This window comes from Leifsonia sp. 71-9, from assembly GCF_001898805.1.
In the GTDB taxonomy this organism is placed as follows: Bacteria; Actinomycetota; Actinomycetes; order Actinomycetales; family Microbacteriaceae; genus Leifsonia.
In genome coordinates this window covers 615,201-636,055 of the sequence record NZ_MKVJ01000021.1, presented here as the reverse complement: position 1 = coordinate 636,055, position 20,855 = coordinate 615,201, and the positions used below count along the sequence as shown (strand labels likewise).

Genomic DNA, 20,855 nt, shown 5'->3' with positions numbered 1-20,855 from the left:
GTCAGACGAACCTCTGATGGATGGAGCCCAAGCCCTCGATCTCGGTCGTGAGCGACAGCCCCGGGGTGAGGAACTCCTCCGGGGTGCGCCCCGAGCCGACGCCGGCCGGGGTGCCGGTGAAGACGAGGTCGCCCGGCAGCAGCTCCACGATCGCGGAGAGCCGTTCGACGATGCGCGGGATCGTGAAGATCATGTCGCTCGTGCGGCCGTCCTGCAGCACGCGCTCGCGGCCGTCGGCGTCGACGCTGCGGCACGAGACGCGCAGGTCGTCGCGCCGGCGTGCAGCGTCGATCTCGGCGACGCTCACCACCGCGGGCCCGGTCGGGGCGTATCCCTCGAACGACTTGCCCAGGCTGAACTGCGACGACGATCCCCACCACTGCACATCCCGGTCGCTGATGTCCTGCCCGATCGTAAGGCCCGCGATGCGCTCCCACGCCCGGTCGGCCGGGATGTCACGGCCACCGTCGCCGATGACGACGACGAGCTCCGCCTCCCAGTCGACGCGCGGGCCCGACAGGCGCACGACAGCCTCCGGGCCGACGAGGCTGGAGGCGAACTTCGTGAACACCAGCGGATCGTCGGGGATGGCGAGGCCGGACTCCCGCGCGTGCTCGGCGTAGTTCAGGCCGACCGCCAGGATCTGGGCGGGACGCGGGACGGGCGGCCCCAGGCGGGCGCGGTCGATGGCGACGGCGCCGGGCCGCTCGTCGACCGGGAGCCCTTCCGCCCAGGCGGCGAGCTCGCTCCAGACGGCGTACACCCGCTGCGGATCGCTCGGGAACCGGCCGTCGCTCGCCTCAGCGATGTCGAGGGCGCGCGTGTCGCCGAGCAGCACGGCCCGGCCGTCGAGGTTCGCGACGCGCATCAGGCGGTCACCGCCTCGGTCCAGGCGTGCGCGAGAAGGTCGCGGCCCGCGTCAGTGGGGTGGACGCCGTCGAAGAGCAGCTCCGCGGCATCCCGGTGCCCGCCTTCTGCGGCGAACGCCCTGTCCGCCTCGACGAGCGTGGCGCCGAACTCGCCCGCGAGCCCGCGGACGACCGCGATCTTCGGGTCGAGGTCCTCGCGCCAGCGGGCCTGCTCCGGCGTGAGCGCGAGCAGGAAGGGCTCGATCAGCACGAGGCGGGCACCGGTGGGCGCCGTGCGCTCCAGCAGGCCGCGGTACCGATCGGCGAAGTCCTCGGTGGAGGTGGCCTCGCCCCCGTCGTACCGGCGCCAGGTGTCGTTGATGCCGACGTGGATCGAGACCAGCTCGGGGTCATGGGCGAGGCAGTCGCGCTCCCAGCGCTCCACCAGGTCGATCGCGCGGTTGCCGCCGACGCCGCTGTTGACGATCCGCTCGTGGAGCCCGGCGGCCCGGCGTCGCGCGGCCACCCGCGTGACGTAGCCGACACCGAGGTCCCGGGGGTCGTCGCGACGACGGCCGTCCTCCGTGATGCTGTCCCCGATGAACACCAGCGTCATCGTCCCGTCCTCTCTCCGTCGTGCTCCAGGGTGCGCTCGCGCACGAAGCTCACCAGCACCTTGCCGAGCGCGTCCCCTCCTGTGGCCAGCGCGGAGAACGCCGCATCGGCGTCTTCGGGCTCGACCACGCTGCTGATCAGGGAGGCCGCGCGGGCCGGGTGCGCCGCGACCAGGTCGACCGCGTCGGCGAAGTCGCGCGCGCTGTAGGTAAAGCTGCCGACGACGGCCCGCTCCGCCGTGCTGATCTGGAACGCGTCGACCTGCACCTCCGGTTCGCCCATCCCGACGAGGCACACGGTCCCGCCGAGCGCGGTGCAGCGGAGGGCGTCCGCGAGCGAGCGGGACGAGCCGACCGCGTCGATCGCGATGTCGACCGGGCCGCCGTCGAGCTCCAGGGCGCCCAGCGGGTCCGCCGCCGACGGGTCGATCGTGGGCACGCCCATGCCGGCGATCAGGGCGCGGCGGGCGGGGCTGATCTCGGTGACGTGGATGCCCGGCACGCCGAGCGCCGTGAGGGCGAGCACCAGCGACTGGCCGATCGGGCCGCCGCCGAGTACGAGCACGCGGGAGCCCGCGGTGACGCCGGCGCGGCGGATAGCGTGCAGGGCGACGGCGGTGGGCTCCACCAGGGCGCCGTGCTCGATCGGCATCCCGTCTGGCAGGCGCAGCACGTTGACCGCGGGGACGATCACGTAGTCGGCGAAGGAGGCGAAGCGCGAGGGGTCGACGCCGATCACCGACTTTCCGGGCGAATGCTGTTCCCGGTCGGCGAACACGGCGCGATCCTCCACGGGCAGCACGACGGGGTTGAAGGTGACCGCGTCTCCGACCGCGAGGGCTGCCGGCCGCTTTCCCGGCCCGAACGCCTCGATGACGCCGGACGACTCGTGGCCCATGATCTGGCCGATCGAGCGCCGCCCGTTGTCGCCGGTGTAGCCGTGGATGTCGGAGCCACAGATCCCGGTGTACGCGACGCGGATGAGGACCTCCCCGCTCCCGAGCGCCGGTATCGGCCGATCCGCGAGCGCCAAGCGCCCGAACTCCTCCAGGACCAGTGTCCGCACTGTAGGTTCCTCTCGTCTCGCGTCGTCGCGCGCCGCCGGCGTAGTCGCTTCGCGCTGTCGCCGCCGGGCGAGCACGACCCTAGCAGAAAGTTCACTTGGTTGATAGTCAGTTCGGTATTTCGAACTATTTGGCCTCTGGCGACTGGATTCTCCCGCATCCGGGCCGCTAGAGTTCAGCATCATGAGTGGTAGATCACCATCGAGAACGGCGACGCCGCGGATCGCGCGCACCGAGGTCTTTCCGATCAATTTGCCGGCCACCCCCGAGCAGGTGCGGACCGGGTACTTCCACCGCTACGTCGTCGTGCGCATGACCACCACCGACGGCGTGCGGGGCCACAGCTTCGCCGGGCCGGTCGACCGCTCCGTGTGGCCGCTCGTCGTCGAGGCGACCGAGGGCGCCCCCATCGACGACATTGACGGGATGCTGCGGCGCGGGCTCGACCGGGGTCACGGAGCCGAGCACGCCGCGTGGGACGCCCTGGGCAAGACGCTCGGCGTTCCCGTGCACGCCCTGCTGGGCGGCGCCCGCAGCACCGACCTGCAGGCGTACCTCACCGTGGTGTGGCCGGGCGACCCCTCCCAGTCCCAGGTGGACGCGGCGGAGGTAGTCGACACGATCCTGGGCTACGAGGCCGCCGGCTTCCGCGGGATCAAGATTCGCGCCTGGCGCGAGCCGGGCGCGATCGCGCCGCTGTGCGAGGCCGTCCTCGCGCAGACCGGGCCGGGCTTCACCCTGATGGTCGACCGCACCGCCCATGTGTCGGGCGAGACGTGGAGCTACGACCGCGCACTGGCCGAGGGGCGCGAGCTGCAGGAGGCCGGCGTCCGGTGGCTCGAGGAGCCGCTCGACCGCTACGACCTGGCGGGCCAGGCCCGGCTGGCCCGCCAGCTCGACCTGCAGATCGTCGGAGGGGAGGGCTACACCTCGCCCGCGGAGTTCGCCGCCGCTCTCGTCGCCGGCAGCTTCGACGTCATCCAGCCCGACCCGGCGATCGCCAACGGGATCCTGCCGACCGTGCGGGTCGCGGCCGTGGCGGAGGCGCTCGGGGTGCCCGTCTGCCTGCACGGTACCGGCGGCCTGCGGCTCCCGGGCTGGCTCCAGGCGGCGGCCGTGATCGGCCCGGAGTGGCAGGAGCTCGCCATCGTGCCCCCGACGCTGCACCCGGACGAGGCGTGGAGCCTGAACGACGCCGTGCTCGGCGCCTCCCCGTGGAGCATCCGCGACGGCCGCATCACCGTGCCGACGGGTCCCGGTCTCGGCCTCGACGTCGACGGTGCGGCGCTCGACCGCTACCGGACGAGCTGAGGCCGCGTGGAGATCCGGCTCGCCCGGCTGACGGTGGAGCACGCGCGCGAGCCGGTCGGCGTCGACGTCCGCCCCCGGTTCGGCTGGATGCTGGACGACGGCGGCCGTGGATTGCCCGCGCTCAGCTGGCTGCTGGAGGTCATCGCTCCCGGCGGCCGGGTCGTCTGGAGCACGGAGGGCGCTCCCGGACCGGGCGGCGTCGACGTCGAGTACTCCGGACCTCCGCTCGCCGCGCTGACGCGCTACGGCTGGCGCGTCGCCGTCCACACGGACCACGGCACGGCCCGCGCGGCGGCGTCGTTCGTCACCGGGCTGCTCGACGGCGACTGGCGGGAGGCCCGGTGGATCGCCCACCCGACCCCGTCGGGCGCCGCCCCCTTGCTGCGGCGGGAGTTCACCGTGGGCCATCGGCCCGTCGCGGCCTACCTGGTCGTCGGGGCGGGCGGGTATGTGCGCCCCGAGCTCAACGGCCGCGGCCTCCCGGGCTTCGAGCTCGCCCCGGGGTTCACCGACTACGACGTGACCGCCCAGTACCTCGTGGCGGACGTCACCGACCGCCTGGTGCCGGGCCGCAACGCGCTGGGCGTCGAGCTGGGCCGTGGCTTCTACGGCATGACGGCGCCCTCCACGTGGAACTGGGAGACCGCGCCCTGGCACGACGAGCCGTGCTTCCGCGCGCTCGTCGTGGCCGACGGCGAGGTCGTCCTGCGCACCGACGAGCGGTGGCGCGCCATCGGCGGCCCCACCCGCTCCGACGATCTGTACGCCGGGGAGGACTTCGACGCCCGCCTGGATCGGCCGGGCTTCTCCGCAGCCGGATTCGACGACGGGGCGTGGCCGATGGCGACACCCGCCGCGGGGCCGCGCGGGCGGCCCGTGCATCAGCGCCAGCCGCCGATCGCCGTGCAGGAGGTCATCGCCCCCGAGCGCGTGGAGCGGACGGCCGAGGGACGCTGGCTCGTCACGTTCCCGCGCGTGATCGCCGGGCGGGTGCTGCTGGAGGCCGACGGGCGCGCCGGCGAGACGATCGCGATACGCGCCGGTGAGCGGCTGCTGCCCGACGGGCGGCCCGATGCCGAGGACCCGGCCGGGTACTACGCGGGGCGGTTCCAGCTGAACCGGGTGACCCTCGGCGGCGGTCCGCTCCGATGGAGTCAGCGGTTCGGCTATCAGGGCTTCCGCTACGTCGAGGTGGAGGCGCCCCGCGAGCCGATCGTGCGCGCGGAGCTGCTGCACACCACGGCCGAGCGGACCGGCCGGTTCCGCTGCTCCAGCGCGCTGCTGAACCGGGTGCACGACCTCACCGTCGACACCGTGCTGAACAACCTCCACGGCCTGCCGACGGACACGCCCATGTACGAGAAGAACGGGTGGACGGGCGACGGCATGCTCGGCGCGGCCCTCATGCTGACGAACCTCGACACCCACGAGCTCCTCGCCAAGTGGAGCGCCGACATCGCCGCCTCCCGGCACGGCTCCGGGGCGCCCGAGGTGATCGCCCCGCACGGCGGCTGGACGATGGACTGGACCCCCGCGCCCACCTGGCACGCCGCGCTCCTGTTCGTGCCGTGGGAGCTCTACCGCCAGCGCGGCGACACCCGCGTGCTGGCGGACGTGTGGCCGGACGCCGCCGCGTACCTCGAGTTCGAGCTCGCCCGCTGGCCGCACGGCATCGCCGATACGACTCTCGGCGACTGGGTGAGCCCCGACGCCGACCCCGGGGGCGGCAACGCGCCGGAGGACACCCGCGTCGCCGCGACGGCGTTCCTGACCGGGGCGCTCGACGTCGCGGCGGCGATGGCCGAGGTGCTCGGCCACGACCCCGCTCGCTGGCGGGCGGCGGCCTCTCGGCTGCGCCGCCGCTTCGTCGAGAAGTTCTTCGACGCGGACCGCGCCCAGGTGATCGGCGTCGGGGACACCGGCGACCGGCAGACCCACCAGGTGCTCGCCCTGGCGTTCGATCTGCTGCCCGAGCCGCACCGGCAGCCGGTCGCGGACACCCTCGCGCGGCTGGTCGCGGAGAACGGCCACCATCTCAACACGGGCGCGCTCGGCACGAAGCAGCTGCTCCCCCAGCTCACCCGCTATGGCCACGCCGAGGTCGCGCTGGCCGTCGCCCAGCAGGTCGACTACCCGGGTTGGGGGCTGTGGGTCGCCGCGGGAGCGACCTCCCTCTGGGAGCACTGGAGCCCCGACGCCCGGTCGCACGGCCACTACTTCCTCGGCACGATCGACGACTGGCTGTTCGGCGCCGTCGCGGGAATCTCCCCGGCAGCGCCCGGGTGGCGCTCCGTACGGATCGCACCCGCCGTGCTGCAGCTCACGTGGGCGGAGGCCGAGGTCCTGACCCCGCGCGGCCGCGCAGCCGTGCGCTGGCGCCGGGCGGAGGGCCGCGTCGATCTCACGATCGAGGTCCCGAGCGGAGCCGACGCGGTGGTGGAGGTCGCGGGACGCTCGTGGCGCCTCCCGGCGGGGCGGCACGAGCTCACAGCGCCCCTCCCCGCCGATCAGACGTCGACCGGCTCGTCGCGATAGATCCGCTCGATGACCTCCACGGCCCGGGCCGCACGGCCGGCGCCCTCGGTGAGCTCCCGAGCGGCGTCACCGCGCCCGGCGCGGGCCGCGAGCACCGCATCGATCAGCGCGCGGACCGGCTCCCCGTTGGGGTAGGCCGACTCGCCCTCGCCCGGCTCGACGCGTTCGGCGTCGCCGCCGGCCAGGGCCCAGTCGAGGGTGGCCAGCGCCAGGTCGTGCCGGGCGACGCCGCGGGTGCCCAGGTAGGTGATCGTCTGCTGCGCCGGCTGCCTGGGCAGCGTCTCGCCGGAGGAGAAGATGCCGACGACGGCACCGCCCTTCAGTCGCAGGGAGAGCGTGTTGGCGATGTCCATGCGGGGCGCCAAGAAGGCGCTCTCCGCGGCGATGCGCTCGGGATGCGCGTCGGTGGCGTCGAAGAGGGCGGACACGATGTGGCTGGTCTGCGACTGGCCGTGCCCGCCGCCCGAGAGCGCGACATCGGCATAGGTGCCGGGGAGCGGCGCAACCGCGTGCGGCCGGTCGACCCGGCGGAGATACTCGTCGACGTCGCCGGCGTAGAGCGGGGCCGTGTAGGACTCGAACACGCCGTGCACGGCGACGAGCGAGCCCAGCTCCCCCTGTGCGAGCAGGGAGCGCACCGCCCGTGCCGCGCGCGTGTACTGGTAGGGGAGGCTGACGGAGAGCGCGAGCCGCCGCGATGCCGCCAGCTCCACGAGCTCGCGGGCCTCCGCGGCGTGCAGCGTGAAGGGCTTCTCCACCAGGACCCCCGCCCCCGCCAGCAGGGCGGCCCGCGCGGCGTCGGCGTGAAACGCGGCGGGGGAGGCGACGACCACGACGTCGAGGTCGGCGGCGGCCAGCATCTCCGCCACCGACGGGAACCCGCGCACGCCCGGGTCGAGCGCGGTCGCGCTCGCGAGCCGCTCGGGGTCGGGGTCGGTCGCGGCGACGAGCCGCGCCTCCGGGTGGGACCGGATGGCGGGCAGATGCGCGTGGTGCGCCCACCACCCCGCTCCGACGAGGCCGACGTTCAGCATGGTGTCCTCTCGATGGGATGCCGGCCCGCGGGGTGACCGCGGGCCGGCATGTCGTGCGGTGAGCGGGCCTACTTCACCCAGTCGTCCGTCCACTTGCCGTCGGCGGCGACTTCCTTCGCCCCCGTCGTCCAGTCGGTCAGCGTCTGGGCGAGCTCCTCGTCGAGCGACTTGTTGCCGGTCAGGTAGCCGGTGTAGATCGCCTGGCCGAGCACGGCCTTCGGCATCAGCGACGGCTGCGGCACGATCGGGTTGAGCGCCCAGTCGCCGGAGGTCAGGCCCTCGAGCCCGGGCGCGGGCTGCGCGCCAGCGAGGGCGGGAATGCCGCCCGTCTTGTCGAGCCAGGGCTGGATGCCGACGGGGCTGGAGGCGAACTGCAGGAACTTGACCGCCGCGGCGAGCTTCGCGCCCTTGGTCGTCGCCGGGATCATGTAGCTGGTGCCTCCGGTGCTCGCGCCCGAGCGGGCCGCCTCACCGGTGGAGAGCGACGAGTCCTTCGCGGTCACCGTCGGGAACGGCAGGGTCCCGTACTTCCACTTCACGTCTTCGAGGCTGTTGGCCGAGAAGTTCGCGCCGAACGACATCCCGGCCTTGCCGGCCAGGAACTCCTGCGCGCCGGTGAAGGCGGCGCCCGTAGTCGCGACACCCGACCAGTTCGGCGTCGCGCACTCGTCCACGACCTTCTTGGCGAGCGTGTAGGCCTCGCCGATCTCGGGGACGTTCTGCGGGGTGAACTCGCCGGTCAGGACCCCCTTGGCGAAGTCCTTGACCGAGACCTGCTTCGAGGTCCCCGGCGTGCCGTCGGGGGCGTAGACGTTGAGCTTGTCGAAGTACTTTGTGAGCAGCATCGACATGATCGGCTTCACCACGTTGTTCTGCGCGAGGTAGCTGTTGTCGAACGCGAGCGGCGTGAAGCCGGCCTTCTTGATCGCCTTGCAGTCCGTGATCAGCTCGCCGTATGTCGCCGGGGGCTTGGCGATCTTGGCCTTCTCGAACACGTCCTTGTTGTAGTAGATGCCGCTGATGTAGAGATTGAAGGGCACGAACTCGTAATGCAGGGCCGCGTTGCGTCCCGCGTTCGCCTCTCCCCCGATGTAGTCGGGGTTGAACGCCGTGATCCACTCCTTGTTGCCCTCGATGTAGGGGTTCGGCTTCGCGAAGTAGCTGTCGAGCGCGACGACCTGGTCGGGCTTGTGCGAGGCCTGGTTGAACACCAGCTCCGGCGCGGTGCCCGCCGCGAGCTGCGTCGACAGGGTCTGGTAGAACTCGGTCAGCGGCAGCACCACGGTCTCGACCTTGATGTTCGGCTCGGCCTTCTCGAACCTGGCGACCAGGTCCTCCCAGGCCGGGCCGAAGCTCTGCGCGTTGGTGTTCCATTGGTTCGGTCCGGCGATCGTGATGGTTGTCACCTTGTCCGTCTGGGTGCCGGGCGCGCAGCCGGTGAGTGCCACGGCTGCGGCTCCGATCACGGCGATCGCCGCGTATCGGGTGAGCTTGTCATACATCCTTGTATTGCCCTTCTGTGGTGTGCTTCGGGGAGTGAGTGGTGCGCCCGGCTCAATGGGCTCCGGGGAGCCCTCCCTGGATGCCGGCCAGGAAGTACTTGGAGAGGAAGAGGAAGAGGAGCAGCAGTGGCAGGCTCGCGATCATGTAGCCCGCGAACATCGCCCCGTAGTCGGTGCCCGCCTGCCCGCGGAAGAAGAGGAGCCCGACGCTCACGGGCTTGAGCGCGTTGTTCGTGACGGTGAGGAGCGGCCAGAAGAAGTCGTTCCACACCCCGATGACCGTGAGCAGCGAGACCGTTCCGACGACGGGGAGCGAGAGCGGCAGCATGATCGAGCCGAACAGCCGGCCGGTGCCGGCGCCGTCGACCTTCGCGGCGTCGAAGAGCTCCTGCGGGATCCCCTCGATGAAGGTCTTCATCAGGATGGTGCCGAGCACCGCGCCTCCGGCGATGCGCGGCAGGATCAGCACCCACAGCGTGTTGAGCAGCCCGAGGTCGCGCATCATCACGAACAGCGGGATGAGACTCGCGATACCGGGCACCATCAGCAGCGCGACCACCATGGCGAAGAAGAACGCGCGGCCCGGGAACTGGAAGCGGGCGAACACGAAGCCCGAGATCAGGCTGAGCACCACGATGCCGAGGATCGAGATGACCGCGACGATGATGGAGACCGCCATGAACGGCGCGATCTGGTTCCACGCGGCGATGTAGTTCTCGAAGTGCAACGGGAAGGTGGGGATCCAGTAGTTCGACGCGAACTGCTCGTTCGTCTTGACCGACGTCGTGAGCACGAAGAGGTACGGCAGCAGACCGACGGCGGCGATGACGATGAGCGCGATGTGGATGGCAGTGCTCGACCGGCGGGTGCGCCGGCTGACGGAGCGGCCTCCGTGGCGGGCCCGGGACGTGGTCTCGACGGACGCAGCGGACATGGCTCAGATCCCTTTCACGTTGGTCGTGGAGTCCCGGCGCTTGACCAGGGCGACGATGGCGCTGAAGAACACGGTGAGGACGAAGAGCGTCGTGGACAGCGCGGCGGCGTATCCCCACCGACCGCCCGAGAACGCCTCGTTCAGCATCCGGATGACGGGCACCGTCGTCGCGTTGTCCGGCCCGCCGTTGGTGAGGATGTAGGCGACGAAGCCGTATTGCAGCGTCTCGATGATCACCAGGATGAGCAGCAACTGCACCTGACGCCCCATCAGCGGCAGGTCGATCAGGAAGAGCCGCTGGATGCGGTTGACGCCGTCGAGCGAGCTGGCCTCCAGGATCTCCTTCGGGATGTTCTGCAGGGTGGAGTAAAACATCAGGAAGGGCAGCCCCGCCACGAACGGGAAGCCGATGAACAGCAGCGCGATGAGGGCCAGATGCGGGTCGCCCAGCCAGTTCTGCGCGAGGTCGCCCAGCCCGAGCGAGGTGAGCGCCGTGTTGATGACGCCGTCGTTCGGCTGGTAGAGGAACGACCAGATGAGCGCCGTGACGACCCCCGGGAAGGCCATCGGGATGATGAGCAGCGTCCGGTAGACGAACTGCGCGCGTTCGCTGCGCAGCGAGATCAGCAGCTCGGCGGCGGCGAGCGGGATCACCCACGACACGACGCCGAACAGGAAGATGATGCCCAGGTTCTTGAACGACTCCCACCAGAGCTGGTCGCTCAGCATGGTGGCGTAGTTGTCGAAGCCGATGAAGCTCGACTCCTGCCCGGGGTTCCAGTTCCAGAACGAGTGGAAGATCCCGCTGGCGGCCGGGTAGTAGCAGAACACGCCGAGCATGATCGCCAGCGGCGCGAGCCCGAGGTAGGCGCCCCAGCTGAACGAGAGCCGTCCGGGTCGCCGGCGCCGGGCCGGCCGTTCCGGCGCGATCGCGACCACCTCCGGCGCCACCCGGTCGGGTGTCTGAATATCGGCCATGTGCCCTCCACGTCGAGTCGGCGCTGACGGGGGTCCGATCCGAGAAGGCCTCGGGGGTTCAGCGCGCGGCGATCGCAGTCTTCCAGAGCGAAAGGTTCATGTCAAGGGATCAGCGTTCACGATTGTGAACTATGAGCCGAGTTCCGCCCGAAAAGTTCAGGGGGCTGTATTCTGATCCTATCGACGGGATGAATCTCCCGGCGAGAATGCGGCGCAATGGCGCGCTGAGCGAGGGAAGGACATCATGGCGGCGGACGACAAGGGAACCAGCGTCAAGTCGGCGGAGCGCGCCCTCGGCCTCATCGAGTTCGTGAGCGAGCACGAGAGCGTCAGCTTCGGCGAGATCCTGACCGAGCTCTCCATCCCGCGCTCCAGTGCGCACGGGCTGCTCCAGACCCTCACCGCGACGGGATGGGTCTCGCACGACCCGCGTACCCGCCAGTACTCCCTCGGCCTGCGCGCGTGGCAGATCGGCCAGAACTTCCGCGGCAACACCGACCTCCTCGGCATCGTGCGCCCGATCATGGACCGGCTCGCCGCGAGCGCGGGCGAGACCGTCCAGCTCGCCCAGCTCGACGGCGTCAACAACGTCTACATCGCCATCAGTCAGCCCGCTCGCACGATGCGACTCGCCTCCTCGGTCGGCACGCAGCTGCCCGCTCACGCCACCGGCATCGGCAAGGCCCTGCTGAGCCTGCTGCCGCAGGAGGAGGCCGAGCGCCGCCTCCGCGCCGCGGCGCCCCTCGCGCACCTCACCGAGAACACCGTGTCGGATGTGGACGAGCTCCTGGTCCTGCTGGACCGCGTCCGCGAGGAGGGCTACGCCGTCGACGACGAGGAGTACATCAGTGGCTGCCGCTGCGTCGCGGTTCCCCTGCCGTTCCTGTCGGACGGGTATCGCCAGATGGCGCTCTCGCTCACGATGCCCACCTCCCGGACCACCGCCGGCTGGCCGCTCGACATCTACGACACGCTGCGCGCGACCGTCGCCGAGCTCGAGGCGACCATCCGCCCCTAGCGCACCGTGCGCCCGTCCGTCGCCGTGCGCCGAGCACGGCCTCGCCGTTTCTACACCTTGCTTTCCTTCTCCCCGTGCGTGTAGCTTCATCGCGAAAGTTCATTAATCAGCATTCTGGTTCGGATATGTGAACTCGACGGATAAGGGAGTCCCTGTGAACGACGCACTCGATCCGACACCGCTCGCGCGGCCGGAGCCCCTGACGCCGACCGGCAACGGCCTCAACCGGCGCACCTTCCTCTCGATCGCGGCGGCGGCGTCCGCAGCGGGCCTCCTGGCGACCGCCGAGCCGGGACGGGCCATCGCCGCACCGGCCCCCTCCATCCTTCGGACGGGCACCTCGGGTGGGACCACGCGTGCGCAGTACCTGGTGGAGGAGGACTTCTACTTCCCCAACGCCGTGACCGACAAGGTACTCACCGTGCCCTCCGGCTGGGATGTGCGGCAGGCGGGCGGCAGCCTCTCCTACTCCTACGGGCGGTGGTCGAAGGTCACCGACAGCAACCCCGGCCTCCCCATCGTCATGCAGAGGGTGTTCACCCCGCACGACGCCGGCACCCTCTACGTCGACTTCCGGTTCGAGCCGCTCACCGCGCTCAGCGGGGTCACCTGGACCATCGGGAACAGCAGCGTCAACGCCATCGTGCTGACCGCGAACGCCGGGGCGCTGACGCTCCAGACCCCGACCGGCGCGGTGACGGTCGGGAGCTTCGCCGTCGGCTCCGTGGTCGGCGTGCGGGTCATCGCCGACGTCGACCTCGACACGGTCACGGTCCACGTCAACGGCACCCTGGCCGCGAACGCGGTCGCCTTCACCCAGGCGGCGACGGTGCTCGACCGGTTCACCCTGCAGACGAGCGAGGCGTTCGTCGGCAACTTCTACTTCGACGCCGTGCGCATCCACCACGGTTTCCTCATCAACGAGTCGTTCGTGACGGTGCCGACCGGCGCCCTGCCCGGCGACTGGACCACCGGAGGGGCGGGAGCCGCGTTCTCGATCGCCGCCCTCCTCGGCTCGAGCTACGCGGACCGGTACAGCCTGAAGGTCGACACGACCGCGGCGACCCAGCCGGGGACCGTCCAGCGCGGCTTCGCCGCGCAGAGCGGGGATGTGACGTTCGAGTACCGGTTCCTCGCGCCGGCCGGAGCGCAGGACGTCACGGCGACGCTCTCCGCCGGCAGCCAGCTCGGCGTGCGGGTGACGGCGACGGCGGGTGAGATCCGCTACGCGAAAGCTTCCGGGGCGATGGTGAGGTGCTACGACTGCAAGCCCAACCTCTGGTACCACATCAAGGTCACCACGCACAGCCAGGGCGGCACGGCCAGCATCGCCGTCAACGGCAAGACGGTCGCCGACTCGGTGGCGGTCCCCGCCGTGACCGCGCTCGACACCGTGGCCTTCAGCGTCGGCGTCGGCGCACAGGGCACCGTCTACCTCGACGACATCCGGCTCTCCCCGACCGCGCCCGAGCCGGCCGACTACGTGCCCGCCCCGGTGCCGATGAACACCGGCGACTACCTGGTCGGCGTGCAGACCTTCGCCGGCTGGCGCGAGGGCCACCACCAGGGATGGGATGCGATCAGCCCGTACCCGAGCCGCAAGCCGACCCTCGGCTGGTACGACGAGGGCGACCCCGAGGTCACCGACTGGTGCATCAAATGGCTGGTCGAGAACGGCGTGAAGTTCGAGATGGCCTGCTGGTTCCGCCCGGTCGACGGCATCGGCCAGCCGATCAAGCAGCCCTACCTCGGCCATCACATCCACGACGGCCTGTTCAACGCGAAGTACAAGTCGCTTCTCAAGTTCGCCATCATGTGGGAGAACGTCAGCAGCGGCGCGACGAACAGCAGCGACTTCCGGAACGTGATGGTCCCGTTCTGGATCGAGAACTACTTCCGCGACCCGAATTACCTCGTGATCGACAACAAGCCGCTGTTCTCGATCTTCTCGCTGCCGAAGCTGAAGGATACCTTCGCGACCGCTCCGGGCGACCTGTCGGGGGCGCAGGCCGAGATCGCCTACCTCCGCTCCGCGGTCCAGGCGGCGGGCTTCGACGACATCATCATCATCACGCCGCAGATCTTCGCCTCGACCTCGACCCTTGACGTGGATGCGCAGTACCGGTACAGCGTCGGCTCCGTCGCGGCCATGCAGGACGGCTACCGCCAGTGGCAGCTGACCGTGCGCGACAACGCCTTCGTCGACGTGATCCCGACCATCTCGATGGGGATGGACCAGCAGCCGTGGGCCCTCACCCCGGGCTCGTGGGCCAGCGTCTCCACCTTCGTCTCGAACGCCACCTGGGTGCGCGACACCTTCATGCCCTCGCTGCCCTCCGGCAGCCTGGGCCGGTCGATGGTGCTCGTGGACAACTGGAACGAGTTCGGCGAGGGCCACTTCGTCATGCCGAGTGCCCTCGCCGGCTTCGGCTACGTCAACGGCATCCGGAGTGTGTTCGGCTCGGGCACGCCCGCGGCCAACCTCGCCCCCACCGCCGCACAGAGCGCGCGCATGAACGTGCTCTACCCGCCGGCCCGCACACAGCCGCTGCGGGAGGTGCCGGACCCGGCGAAGTCGACCGACTACTGGCACAGTTGGACGTTCGACACGGATGGCGACGTCGAGGGCTGGACCGACGACAGCAACCAGCAGATCCCCACCGTCCAGGTGCAGGGCGGCGCCCTCTCCGGCACCTCCATCGGGACCGACCCCGGCATCCTCTCGCCCGACCACCTCGGCATCGACGCACGCCGGGCGCCGTGGATCAAGGTGAGGATGAAGAGCGACACCCCCGCGGAGTTCCTCTACTTCATCACCGAGGCCGACACCCAGTGGAACCAGGACAAGGGAACGCAGGTCTACATCGACACCGTCAACGGCCAGTGGGGTGTCGGGTACATCCCGGTGTGGGGCAACCCGAAGTGGGTGGGCACCATCCGGCAGATCCGCCTCGACGTCATGTCCACCCCGGGCAACTTCTCCGTGGACGAGATCAGCGTGCTCAACGTGCCGTTGGTCACGCCCGCGCTCCTGGTGAACGGCGCGTACACGCGGGTCTTCCAGCCCCAGCTCGCGAGCAACGGCACCCCGATGGTCCCCGCCGCCTACGTCTCCGAGGTCCTCGGCGGCCGCCCTGAGTGGCGCCCGGACCAGCAATGGTTCGTCGCCGTCGTCGGCGGCACCACACTCATCGCCCAGATCGGCAGCAGCACCGCGCACGCGGGCGCCAACGTCATCCACCTGGACGCCCCGCCCATCCTGGTCGGCGGCCGGTTCTTCATACCGGCCTCCTTCTTCCAGCAGGCGCTCGGCTCCACCGTCGTCTGGGACCCGACGGCCCAGCTCCTCACGATCAACTGACGCGCAAGGAACGAGAGGCCATGTTCGCGAACCTCACCGGATGGCACCTGCTCATCCTCCTCGCCGTCGTCGTCCTGCTCTTCGGCGCGACCAAGCTCCCCGCCCTCTCCCGCAGCCTCGGACAGTCGATGCGCATCTTCCGCCAGGAGACCCGCGAGCTCCGCGCGGAGGAGAGCGGGAAGGAGACTCCGAAGGGGGAGGGGTGACGGGGTACGCTGGCACTCCCCTTACGACACGCGGGGCAGACGCGGGCCCACCTGGGTCGGACGACGTGTGTGGGCCTTCCCCGGAACGAGCGGCGTCTACGACGGCCTGTTCGCCGTAGCCTTCATTGCGGTCAGAGCGAGGTAGGTCACGACGTTCTTCGCGCAATCGCAGCGAGGGAGCCGACAGCGAACCCACGTACTGATCGATACCATCCCTCAATCGATCTCCTGCGTGATGCTGGTTGTCGGTTACCTCATCGGTGGGACAGCGCAGACCGCGCTCTGGGCCGGCGCTTTCGCCGTCGACTTCGGCGGGGGTTGGCTGCTCTCCAGATACAACGGGTGGAGAGTGCCCAACTCGCGGCGTTTCGTCACCGGACCATGGTCCTGCACGATCCATGTCGGAACGCCTAAGACGGCGAAGCTCGCAGCGTTCCTTTACCGCCGTTCCTCACTCCGCTCCTTCGGGCGAGCACAGAGCACGAGACCTCATCGCAACCAGTCTTTGGCGACGGGGGCAACTAGCTGCACCAACCGGATCGTCGCCGCGGTTGGTACGTCTACGCGATCGCGCGATCACAGGCCGTCGACAAGAACTTCCCACGCGTCACGATCCACGACCTCCGGCATACTGCCGCGAGCCTGGCGATCAGCGCGGAAGCCTACGTCAAGGCTGTGCAGCGGATGCTCGGTCATTCGTCTGCGGCGATGATGCTCGACACGTGCGCAGATCTCTTCGACGATGAGTTGGATGCTGTTGCCCTGGTGCTTGATACCGCTCGGGCAACTGCCACCGATGTAGTCAAACGCCCGATCCCGGCAATGCGAAACCCCCGGATCCCTTGTAATGACTGGGATCGCGGGGGCTCTGCGTTGGCGGTACCGGTGGGATTTGAACCCACGGTGGGCTTTCACCCACACAACTTTTCGAGAGTTGCACCTTCGGCCGCTCGGACACGGTACCGCGGACAATCTTAGGCGAAGATTCCACGGCCCGCCAATCAGCGTCCATCCAGCGACTGCACAGCATCCACCGATCGGCCCTTCACGGTGTGCGGAGTACGCTGCACGCATGAACACCACGGGTCGCGTCGTCACGGCGGTCGGGGTCGCGGGCGCCATCGCCGGCGGCGCCGCCTATGCCTGGAGTCGTGTGCAGCAGAAACGGGCGGCTGTCGCGGCTGGCAAGGTGAAGCTGAACGAGTCGCTGCCGGTGAACTCCAAATGGTGGCGGGACGCGGCGAAGGTCGAAGGCGAGATCCTCTACGTCGCGATCGGGGACAGCGCCGCGCAGGGCATCGGGGCGTCGCAGCCGAAGAACAGCTACGTGGGCGTGATCGCCGACCACCTCCGCTCCGCGACGGGCCGCACCGTGCGCACGGTGAACCTCAGCGTGTCGGGCGCGACGGTCGCCCTCGCGGTGGCCGATCAGCTGCCCCGATTCGAGACGCTGCAGCCCGACATCGTGACGGTGTCGATCGGTGCGAACGATATCGGGGCGTTCGACCCGGCGACGTTCCGGGAGGGCATCCGCCGCGTGTTCGCCGCGCTGCCCCGGGATGCGGTGGTCGCCGATCTGCCGTACTTCTACCTCCCGTGGAACGAGAAGAAGGTCGCGGTGGCCAACGGGATCCTGCGCGAGGAGGCCGCGAACGCCGGCCTCACCGTCGTCTCCCTGCACGCGGCGATGAAGCAGCAGGGGTTGCGGGGCGCGTTCACCCAGTTCGCCGAGGACCTCTTCCACCCGAACGACCACGGCTACCGGGTGTGGGCGTCGGCGTTCCTGCCCGCCGTCACGCGCCTAGCGGTGGCGAAGTTCCCGCGGCGACCGGCGACGGCAGCGGCCGCCTCCGTCACCGCGTCGAGTTCGGCGCCAGATGCGCCAGCACCCTCCCCCACGCCGGCACGATGACGAGGTGCCCGACGCCCGGGACCATCTCCATCCGGGAGTCCGGCACGGCCTTCTGATACCAGGCGGCGTGCGCGTTGCCGGCGATCGCGTCGCCCTGGCCGCCCACGATGAGCGTCTTCGCGCGCACGTCTCCGGGTTCGAATCCCCACGACCGGGCGGTGTACGAGAGGATGTCCGCCGCGGCGCCGGCCGTCCCCTGCCGGAAGGCGTCGTGGAGCATGCGGCCGAGGCGGTCGCGCACGCCGGGCTGCGCGAGCACGGCGTCATCGACGGCGGTGGCGCCGACGGCCTCGGGAGGCACATCGCCCGGCTCGGCCGCCGCGAGCACAGCGTCGGCCTGCGGCTGCAGCTGCCCGCTCAGCTGCTGGATCGCCTCGGCCGGCGCCAGGCCGCCGAGGCGGTCGGACTCCGCCTGGAGCTCGGGCGGGATCCACGGGACGGCGTCGTTCGGTGCGGGCGTCGCGATGATCGCGACGCGCTCCGTGAGGTCGGGATGCCGTGCGGCGAAAGCGAGCGCGACCCGGCCGCCCGCCGACCAGCCGGCGATGCCGACCGTGCGCACCCTCCGCACCCCCATCGACCGCTCGGCCAGCACCACCGACCGCAGGTACTCGGCGATGTCGTCGGCGGCCCGGACGATGCTGGGCCACTCGCCGTACGGAACGGGATCGCTCGAACCGTACCCGGGGCGGTCCAGCGCGACGATGTGGACGTTGCGCGTCGCGGAGGCGTCCGGATCGGGATCGAAGACGGAGGTCCCGGGCGCCGGATGGCAGAAGACGACGATGCGTTCCGCATCCGCGTCGCCGAGCGTGGTGACGCCGACGCGTCGGCCGGACCGCAGGGTGTACGTGAGGTTCGCCATGGGGCCCATTGTGCTCCGGGGGCGCCGGGCGCATAACCCTCTTAGTGCAGAGCACCCTCCACATGCCTCTCGCTCCGCGAGCTTCTCCCCCGATCCCCGCGATCCTCCCTCCAGTGACGGTGGCCGCCCGTAGTGTGGGTCCCGGATCGAGGAGGTGTCGTGGCGAAGGCTCACGTCAACTACCGCTGCACCGAGTGCGGCTGGACGGCGGCCAAGTGGGTCGGCCGCTGCGGCGAGTGCCAGGCCTGGGGCACCGTGGAGGAGATGGCGGCGCCCACGGGCGTGCTGCGTGCCCTCACCCCGGTGACGATCGGCGCCGCGCGCACCGCCCGGGCGATCACCGACATCGAGACGGAGGCCGCCGGGCGACGGCCGAGCGGCATCGGCGAGTTCGACCGGGTGCTGGGCGGGGGGATCGTTCCGGGCGCGGCCATCCTGCTGAGCGGCGAGCCCGGGGTCGGCAAGTCCACCCTCCTGCTGGAGGTCGCCTCACGGGCCGCCGCCCGCAATGCGCGTGTCCTCTACGTGAGCGCCGAGGAGTCGGTCGGGCAGGTGCGGATGCGCGCCGAGCGCACCGGCGCCGTCCACGACGAGCTCTACCTCGCGTCGGAGACCGATCTCGCCACGATCATCGGCCAGATCGACGCGGTGAAGCCTTCCCTCGTCATCATCGACTCCGTGCAGACCGTCTCCAGCGGCAGCATCGACGGCATCGCCGGCGGCCCGAGCCAGGTGCGGGAGGTCGCGAGCACGCTCGTACGCATCGCCAAGGAGCGCGAGCTGCCCATCCTGATCGTCGGGCACGTCACGAAGGACGGCTCGATCGCCGGCCCGCGTCTCCTCGAGCACCTGGTCGACGTGGTGTGCCAGTTCGAGGGCGACCGGCAGACGGCGCTCCGCTTCGTGCGCGCGCTCAAGAACCGCTTCGGCCCGACCGACGAGGTCGGCTGCTTCGAGATGACCGGCGACGGCATCGCCGAGGTCCCCGACCCGAGCGGACTGTTCCTCAGCCGCACCTCGACCCCCGTCTCCGGCACCTGCGTGACGGTGGCGATGGAGGGTCGGCGTCCGCTGCCGGTGGAGGTGCAGGCCCTCGTCGTGAGCACCGCCGCCCCGAACCCGCGCCGCGTCACAAACGGCGTCGACAGTTCCCGCGTCGCCATGCTCCTCGCGGTGCTCGAGCGCCGGGCGGGCATCAAGCTCGGCGACAAAGACGTCTACGTCTCCACCGTGGGCGGCGTGCGCCTCACCGAGCCCGGCGCCGACCTGGCCATCGCCCTGGCCGTCGCGTCCGCGGCATCCGACCGCGCCATTCCCCACAACCTGGTGGCCTTCGGCGAGATCAGTCTCGCCGGCGAGATCCGCCCGGTCAGCAGCGGCAAGCAGCGCGCCGCCGAAGCGTCACGCCTCGGCTTCGCCACCCGCATCGACGACCGCAGCACCTCCATCCGCGAAGCCCTGCGGCTCGCGTTCACCGCCTCGACCACCCCGCGCGAACGCGAACTCGACGCGGCCTTCTGACCGCGCAGGGGTCTAGGAGGCGATCCGCTCGGGGTCGCGGCCGACTCCATCGGTGGCGACGTCCGCCTCGCTGATCTCGACCCACACCGCATCCAGCGACAACCCGAGCACCTCCGCGATAGCGGCGATCGTCGGAAAGGCCGGCGTCGCCACCCGACCGGACTCGATCTTCCGCAGCGTCTCCGGCGAGACACCCGCATCGAGCGCGACGGTCAGCATCGAACGCTCTCCGCGGGCCCGGCGCATCAGCGCGCCGAGACGCTGACCGCGCTCGATCTCGTCCGGGGTGAGGGGCAGTCTGACCATGACCCCATACTAATACCGGGATAGTCTTACCGGTATAGTTATCCCCATGATCGAGATCCTCAGCTCCGACGAACTAGACCGGGCCCGGGCGACCGGGGCGCTGGTCGGTCGCATCCTGCAGACCCTGAAGGACCGCGTCACCGTCGGCACCAACCTCCTCGACATCGACCGCTGGACCGCCGCGCTCATCACCGAGGCCGGCGCCGAATCCTGCTACGTCGACTACGCGCCCTCCTTCGGCCGCGGACCGTTCGGCCACTACATCTGCACGGCCGTCAACGACGCCGTGCTGCACGGGATGCCGCACGACTACGCCCTTGCCGACGGCGACCTCCTCACCCTCGACCTCGCCGTGCTGCTCGACGGCATCGCCGCCGACTCCGCGGTCAGCTTCATCGTCGGCGAGACGAAGCGCCCCGAGGACGTCGCGATGATCGAGGCGACCGAGCGCGCCCTTCGGGCCGGGATCGCCGCCGCCCGCCCCGGCGCGCGCATCGGAGATCTGGCGCACGCCATCGGCACCGTGCTGGACGAGGCGGGGTACCCGATCAACCTGGAGTTCGGCGGCCACGGCATCGGCTCGACGATGCACCAGGACCCGCATGTCTCCAACGACGGCCGCCCGGGCCGCGGCTACAAGCTCCGGCCGGGCCTCCTGCTCGCGCTGGAGCCCTGGGTGATGGCCGACACCGACGAGCTCGTCACCGACGCCGACGGCTGGACCCTGCGCAGCGCGACCGGCACGCGCACGGCCCACAGCGAGCACACGATCGCGATCACCCCCGACGGCGCGGAGATCCTCACCCTGCGCCGGCCGTGACCGCTGCATCGAGGCGGCGAACTCTT

General features: G+C 70.6%; 17 protein-coding genes, 1 tRNA gene and 1 pseudogene. 9 read left to right on the top strand and 10 right to left on the bottom strand.

Features of this window, described 5'->3' with window-relative positions:
• Nucleotide 1: 1 nt before the first annotated feature.
• The 3 genes from BGO91_RS19600 to BGO91_RS19590 are packed head-to-tail and all read right to left on the bottom strand — an operon-like array spanning nucleotide 2 to nucleotide 2,528.
• Entirely contained in the window at nucleotides 2-868 is an 867-nt protein-coding gene (locus BGO91_RS19600) for a fumarylacetoacetate hydrolase family protein (protein WP_290474410.1), read from the bottom strand.
• Nucleotides 868-1,464 carry a GDSL-type esterase/lipase family protein gene (locus BGO91_RS19595; protein ID WP_290474409.1) on the bottom strand — a complete coding sequence of 199 codons (597 nt, stop codon included), beginning with the start codon at nucleotides 1,462-1,464 and terminating at the stop codon, nucleotides 868-870. The genes BGO91_RS19600 and BGO91_RS19595 overlap by 1 nt, the downstream gene beginning before the upstream one ends.
• On the bottom strand, nucleotides 1,461-2,528 hold the full coding sequence (locus tag BGO91_RS19590) for an alcohol dehydrogenase catalytic domain-containing protein (protein WP_290474408.1): 1,068 nt from the start codon (nucleotides 2,526-2,528) through the stop codon (nucleotides 1,461-1,463). The genes BGO91_RS19595 and BGO91_RS19590 overlap by 4 nt, the downstream gene beginning before the upstream one ends.
• Before the next feature lie 250 nt (nucleotides 2,529-2,778).
• Here BGO91_RS19590 and BGO91_RS19585 point away from each other — a divergent pair, with 250 nt between their 5' ends.
• Together BGO91_RS19585 and BGO91_RS19580 are read left to right on the top strand one after the other, a co-directional pair.
• Nucleotides 2,779-3,837, top strand: a complete 1,059-nt coding sequence (locus BGO91_RS19585) for a mandelate racemase/muconate lactonizing enzyme family protein (RefSeq protein WP_290474407.1) — start codon at nucleotides 2,779-2,781, stop codon at nucleotides 3,835-3,837.
• A 6-nt stretch (nucleotides 3,838-3,843) separates the two neighbouring features.
• Nucleotides 3,844-6,372, top strand: a complete 2,529-nt coding sequence (locus BGO91_RS19580) for a family 78 glycoside hydrolase catalytic domain (protein ID WP_290474406.1) — start codon at nucleotides 3,844-3,846, stop codon at nucleotides 6,370-6,372.
• Here BGO91_RS19580 and BGO91_RS19575 read toward each other — a convergent pair.
• The 4 genes from BGO91_RS19575 to BGO91_RS19560 all read right to left on the bottom strand — a co-directional run bounded on the left by BGO91_RS19575 (nucleotide 6,345) and on the right by BGO91_RS19560 (nucleotide 10,820).
• Nucleotides 6,345-7,406, bottom strand: coding sequence for a Gfo/Idh/MocA family oxidoreductase (locus tag BGO91_RS19575; protein WP_290474405.1), 1,062 nt, complete (start codon nucleotides 7,404-7,406; stop codon nucleotides 6,345-6,347). The two genes, BGO91_RS19580 and BGO91_RS19575, sit on opposite strands and share 28 nt — an antisense overlap.
• A 68-nt stretch (nucleotides 7,407-7,474) precedes the next feature.
• Nucleotides 7,475-8,908, bottom strand: a complete 1,434-nt coding sequence (locus BGO91_RS19570) for an extracellular solute-binding protein (protein WP_290474404.1) — start codon at nucleotides 8,906-8,908, stop codon at nucleotides 7,475-7,477.
• Between the two features lie 52 nt (nucleotides 8,909-8,960).
• On the bottom strand, nucleotides 8,961-9,842 hold the full coding sequence (locus BGO91_RS19565) for a carbohydrate ABC transporter permease (protein WP_290474403.1): 882 nt from the start codon (nucleotides 9,840-9,842) through the stop codon (nucleotides 8,961-8,963).
• 3 nt (nucleotides 9,843-9,845) lie between these two features.
• Nucleotides 9,846-10,820 (bottom strand): carbohydrate ABC transporter permease, encoded by a 975-nt coding sequence (locus BGO91_RS19560; RefSeq protein ID WP_290474402.1) that lies wholly within the window; start codon nucleotides 10,818-10,820, stop codon nucleotides 9,846-9,848.
• A gap of 244 nt (nucleotides 10,821-11,064) precedes the next feature.
• On the opposite strand from BGO91_RS19560, the gene BGO91_RS19555 reads away from it, so the two are divergent.
• The 4 genes and pseudogenes from BGO91_RS19555 to BGO91_RS19540 form a co-directional block, all read left to right on the top strand.
• Entirely contained in the window at nucleotides 11,065-11,838 is a 774-nt protein-coding gene (locus tag BGO91_RS19555) for an IclR family transcriptional regulator (RefSeq protein ID WP_290474401.1), read from the top strand.
• Between the two features lie 154 nt (nucleotides 11,839-11,992).
• A complete protein-coding gene (locus BGO91_RS19550; protein WP_290474400.1) occupies nucleotides 11,993-15,199 on the top strand; it encodes a stalk domain-containing protein in 3,207 nt (1,068 codons plus the stop codon).
• A 20-nt stretch (nucleotides 15,200-15,219) separates the two neighbouring features.
• Nucleotides 15,220-15,405 (top strand): twin-arginine translocase TatA/TatE family subunit, encoded by a 186-nt coding sequence (gene tatA, locus BGO91_RS19545; protein ID WP_290474399.1) that lies wholly within the window; start codon nucleotides 15,220-15,222, stop codon nucleotides 15,403-15,405.
• A gap of 525 nt (nucleotides 15,406-15,930) precedes the next feature.
• A pseudogene (locus tag BGO91_RS19540) lies at nucleotides 15,931-16,104 on the top strand (site-specific integrase); the annotation flags it as partial.
• 175 nt (nucleotides 16,105-16,279) lie between these two features.
• Here BGO91_RS19540 and BGO91_RS19535 read toward each other — a convergent pair.
• Nucleotides 16,280-16,369, bottom strand: a tRNA-Ser gene (locus BGO91_RS19535).
• Nucleotides 16,370-16,477: 108 nt separating this feature from the next.
• Here BGO91_RS19535 and BGO91_RS19530 point away from each other — a divergent pair.
• Entirely contained in the window at nucleotides 16,478-17,317 is an 840-nt protein-coding gene (locus BGO91_RS19530) for an SGNH/GDSL hydrolase family protein (RefSeq protein ID WP_290474398.1), read from the top strand.
• On the opposite strand, the gene BGO91_RS19525 is transcribed toward BGO91_RS19530, so the two are convergent.
• The gene (locus tag BGO91_RS19525) at nucleotides 17,259-18,182 is read right to left on the bottom strand and encodes an alpha/beta hydrolase (RefSeq protein WP_290474397.1); all 924 of its coding nucleotides are present in this window, start codon (nucleotides 18,180-18,182) and stop codon (nucleotides 17,259-17,261) included. The genes BGO91_RS19530 and BGO91_RS19525 overlap by 59 nt on opposite strands.
• Before the next feature lie 159 nt (nucleotides 18,183-18,341).
• Here BGO91_RS19525 and radA point away from each other — a divergent pair, with 159 nt between their 5' ends.
• Complete coding sequence (gene radA / locus BGO91_RS19520; protein WP_290474396.1) at nucleotides 18,342-19,703, top strand: DNA repair protein RadA; 1,362 nt, start codon at nucleotides 18,342-18,344, stop codon at nucleotides 19,701-19,703.
• Between the two features lie 12 nt (nucleotides 19,704-19,715).
• On the opposite strand, the gene BGO91_RS19515 is transcribed toward radA, so the two are convergent.
• Entirely contained in the window at nucleotides 19,716-20,009 is a 294-nt protein-coding gene (locus BGO91_RS19515) for a helix-turn-helix transcriptional regulator (protein ID WP_290474395.1), read from the bottom strand.
• Between the two features lie 46 nt (nucleotides 20,010-20,055).
• Here BGO91_RS19515 and map point away from each other — a divergent pair, with 46 nt between their 5' ends.
• Nucleotides 20,056-20,829 carry a type I methionyl aminopeptidase gene (gene map, locus BGO91_RS19510; RefSeq protein WP_290474394.1) on the top strand — a complete coding sequence of 258 codons (774 nt, stop codon included), beginning with the start codon at nucleotides 20,056-20,058 and terminating at the stop codon, nucleotides 20,827-20,829.
• The last annotated feature ends 26 nt before the right edge of the window (nucleotides 20,830-20,855 follow it).

Excerpts from the sequence above, each read along its gene's own strand:
- BGO91_RS19600 (WP_290474410.1), bottom strand. The coding sequence starts at position 868 with ATGCGCGTCGCGAACCTCGACGGCCGGGCCGTGCTGCTCGGCGACACG.
- BGO91_RS19595 (WP_290474409.1), bottom strand. The coding sequence starts at position 1,464 with ATGACGCTGGTGTTCATCGGGGACAGCATCACGGAGGACGGCCGTCGT.
- BGO91_RS19575 (WP_290474405.1), bottom strand. The coding sequence starts at position 7,406 with ATGCTGAACGTCGGCCTCGTCGGAGCGGGGTGGTGGGCGCACCACGCG.
- BGO91_RS19570 (WP_290474404.1), bottom strand. The coding sequence starts at position 8,908 with ATGTATGACAAGCTCACCCGATACGCGGCGATCGCCGTGATCGGAGCC.
- BGO91_RS19565 (WP_290474403.1), bottom strand. The coding sequence starts at position 9,842 with ATGTCCGCTGCGTCCGTCGAGACCACGTCCCGGGCCCGCCACGGAGGC.
- BGO91_RS19560 (WP_290474402.1), bottom strand. The coding sequence starts at position 10,820 with ATGGCCGATATTCAGACACCCGACCGGGTGGCGCCGGAGGTGGTCGCG.
- BGO91_RS19555 (WP_290474401.1), top strand. The coding sequence starts at position 11,065 with ATGGCGGCGGACGACAAGGGAACCAGCGTCAAGTCGGCGGAGCGCGCC.
- tatA (WP_290474399.1), top strand. The coding sequence starts at position 15,220 with ATGTTCGCGAACCTCACCGGATGGCACCTGCTCATCCTCCTCGCCGTC.
- BGO91_RS19530 (WP_290474398.1), top strand. The coding sequence starts at position 16,478 with ATGAACACCACGGGTCGCGTCGTCACGGCGGTCGGGGTCGCGGGCGCC.
- BGO91_RS19525 (WP_290474397.1), bottom strand. The coding sequence starts at position 18,182 with ATGGCGAACCTCACGTACACCCTGCGGTCCGGCCGACGCGTCGGCGTC.
- BGO91_RS19515 (WP_290474395.1), bottom strand. The coding sequence starts at position 20,009 with ATGGTCAGACTGCCCCTCACCCCGGACGAGATCGAGCGCGGTCAGCGT.
- map (WP_290474394.1), top strand. The coding sequence starts at position 20,056 with ATGATCGAGATCCTCAGCTCCGACGAACTAGACCGGGCCCGGGCGACC.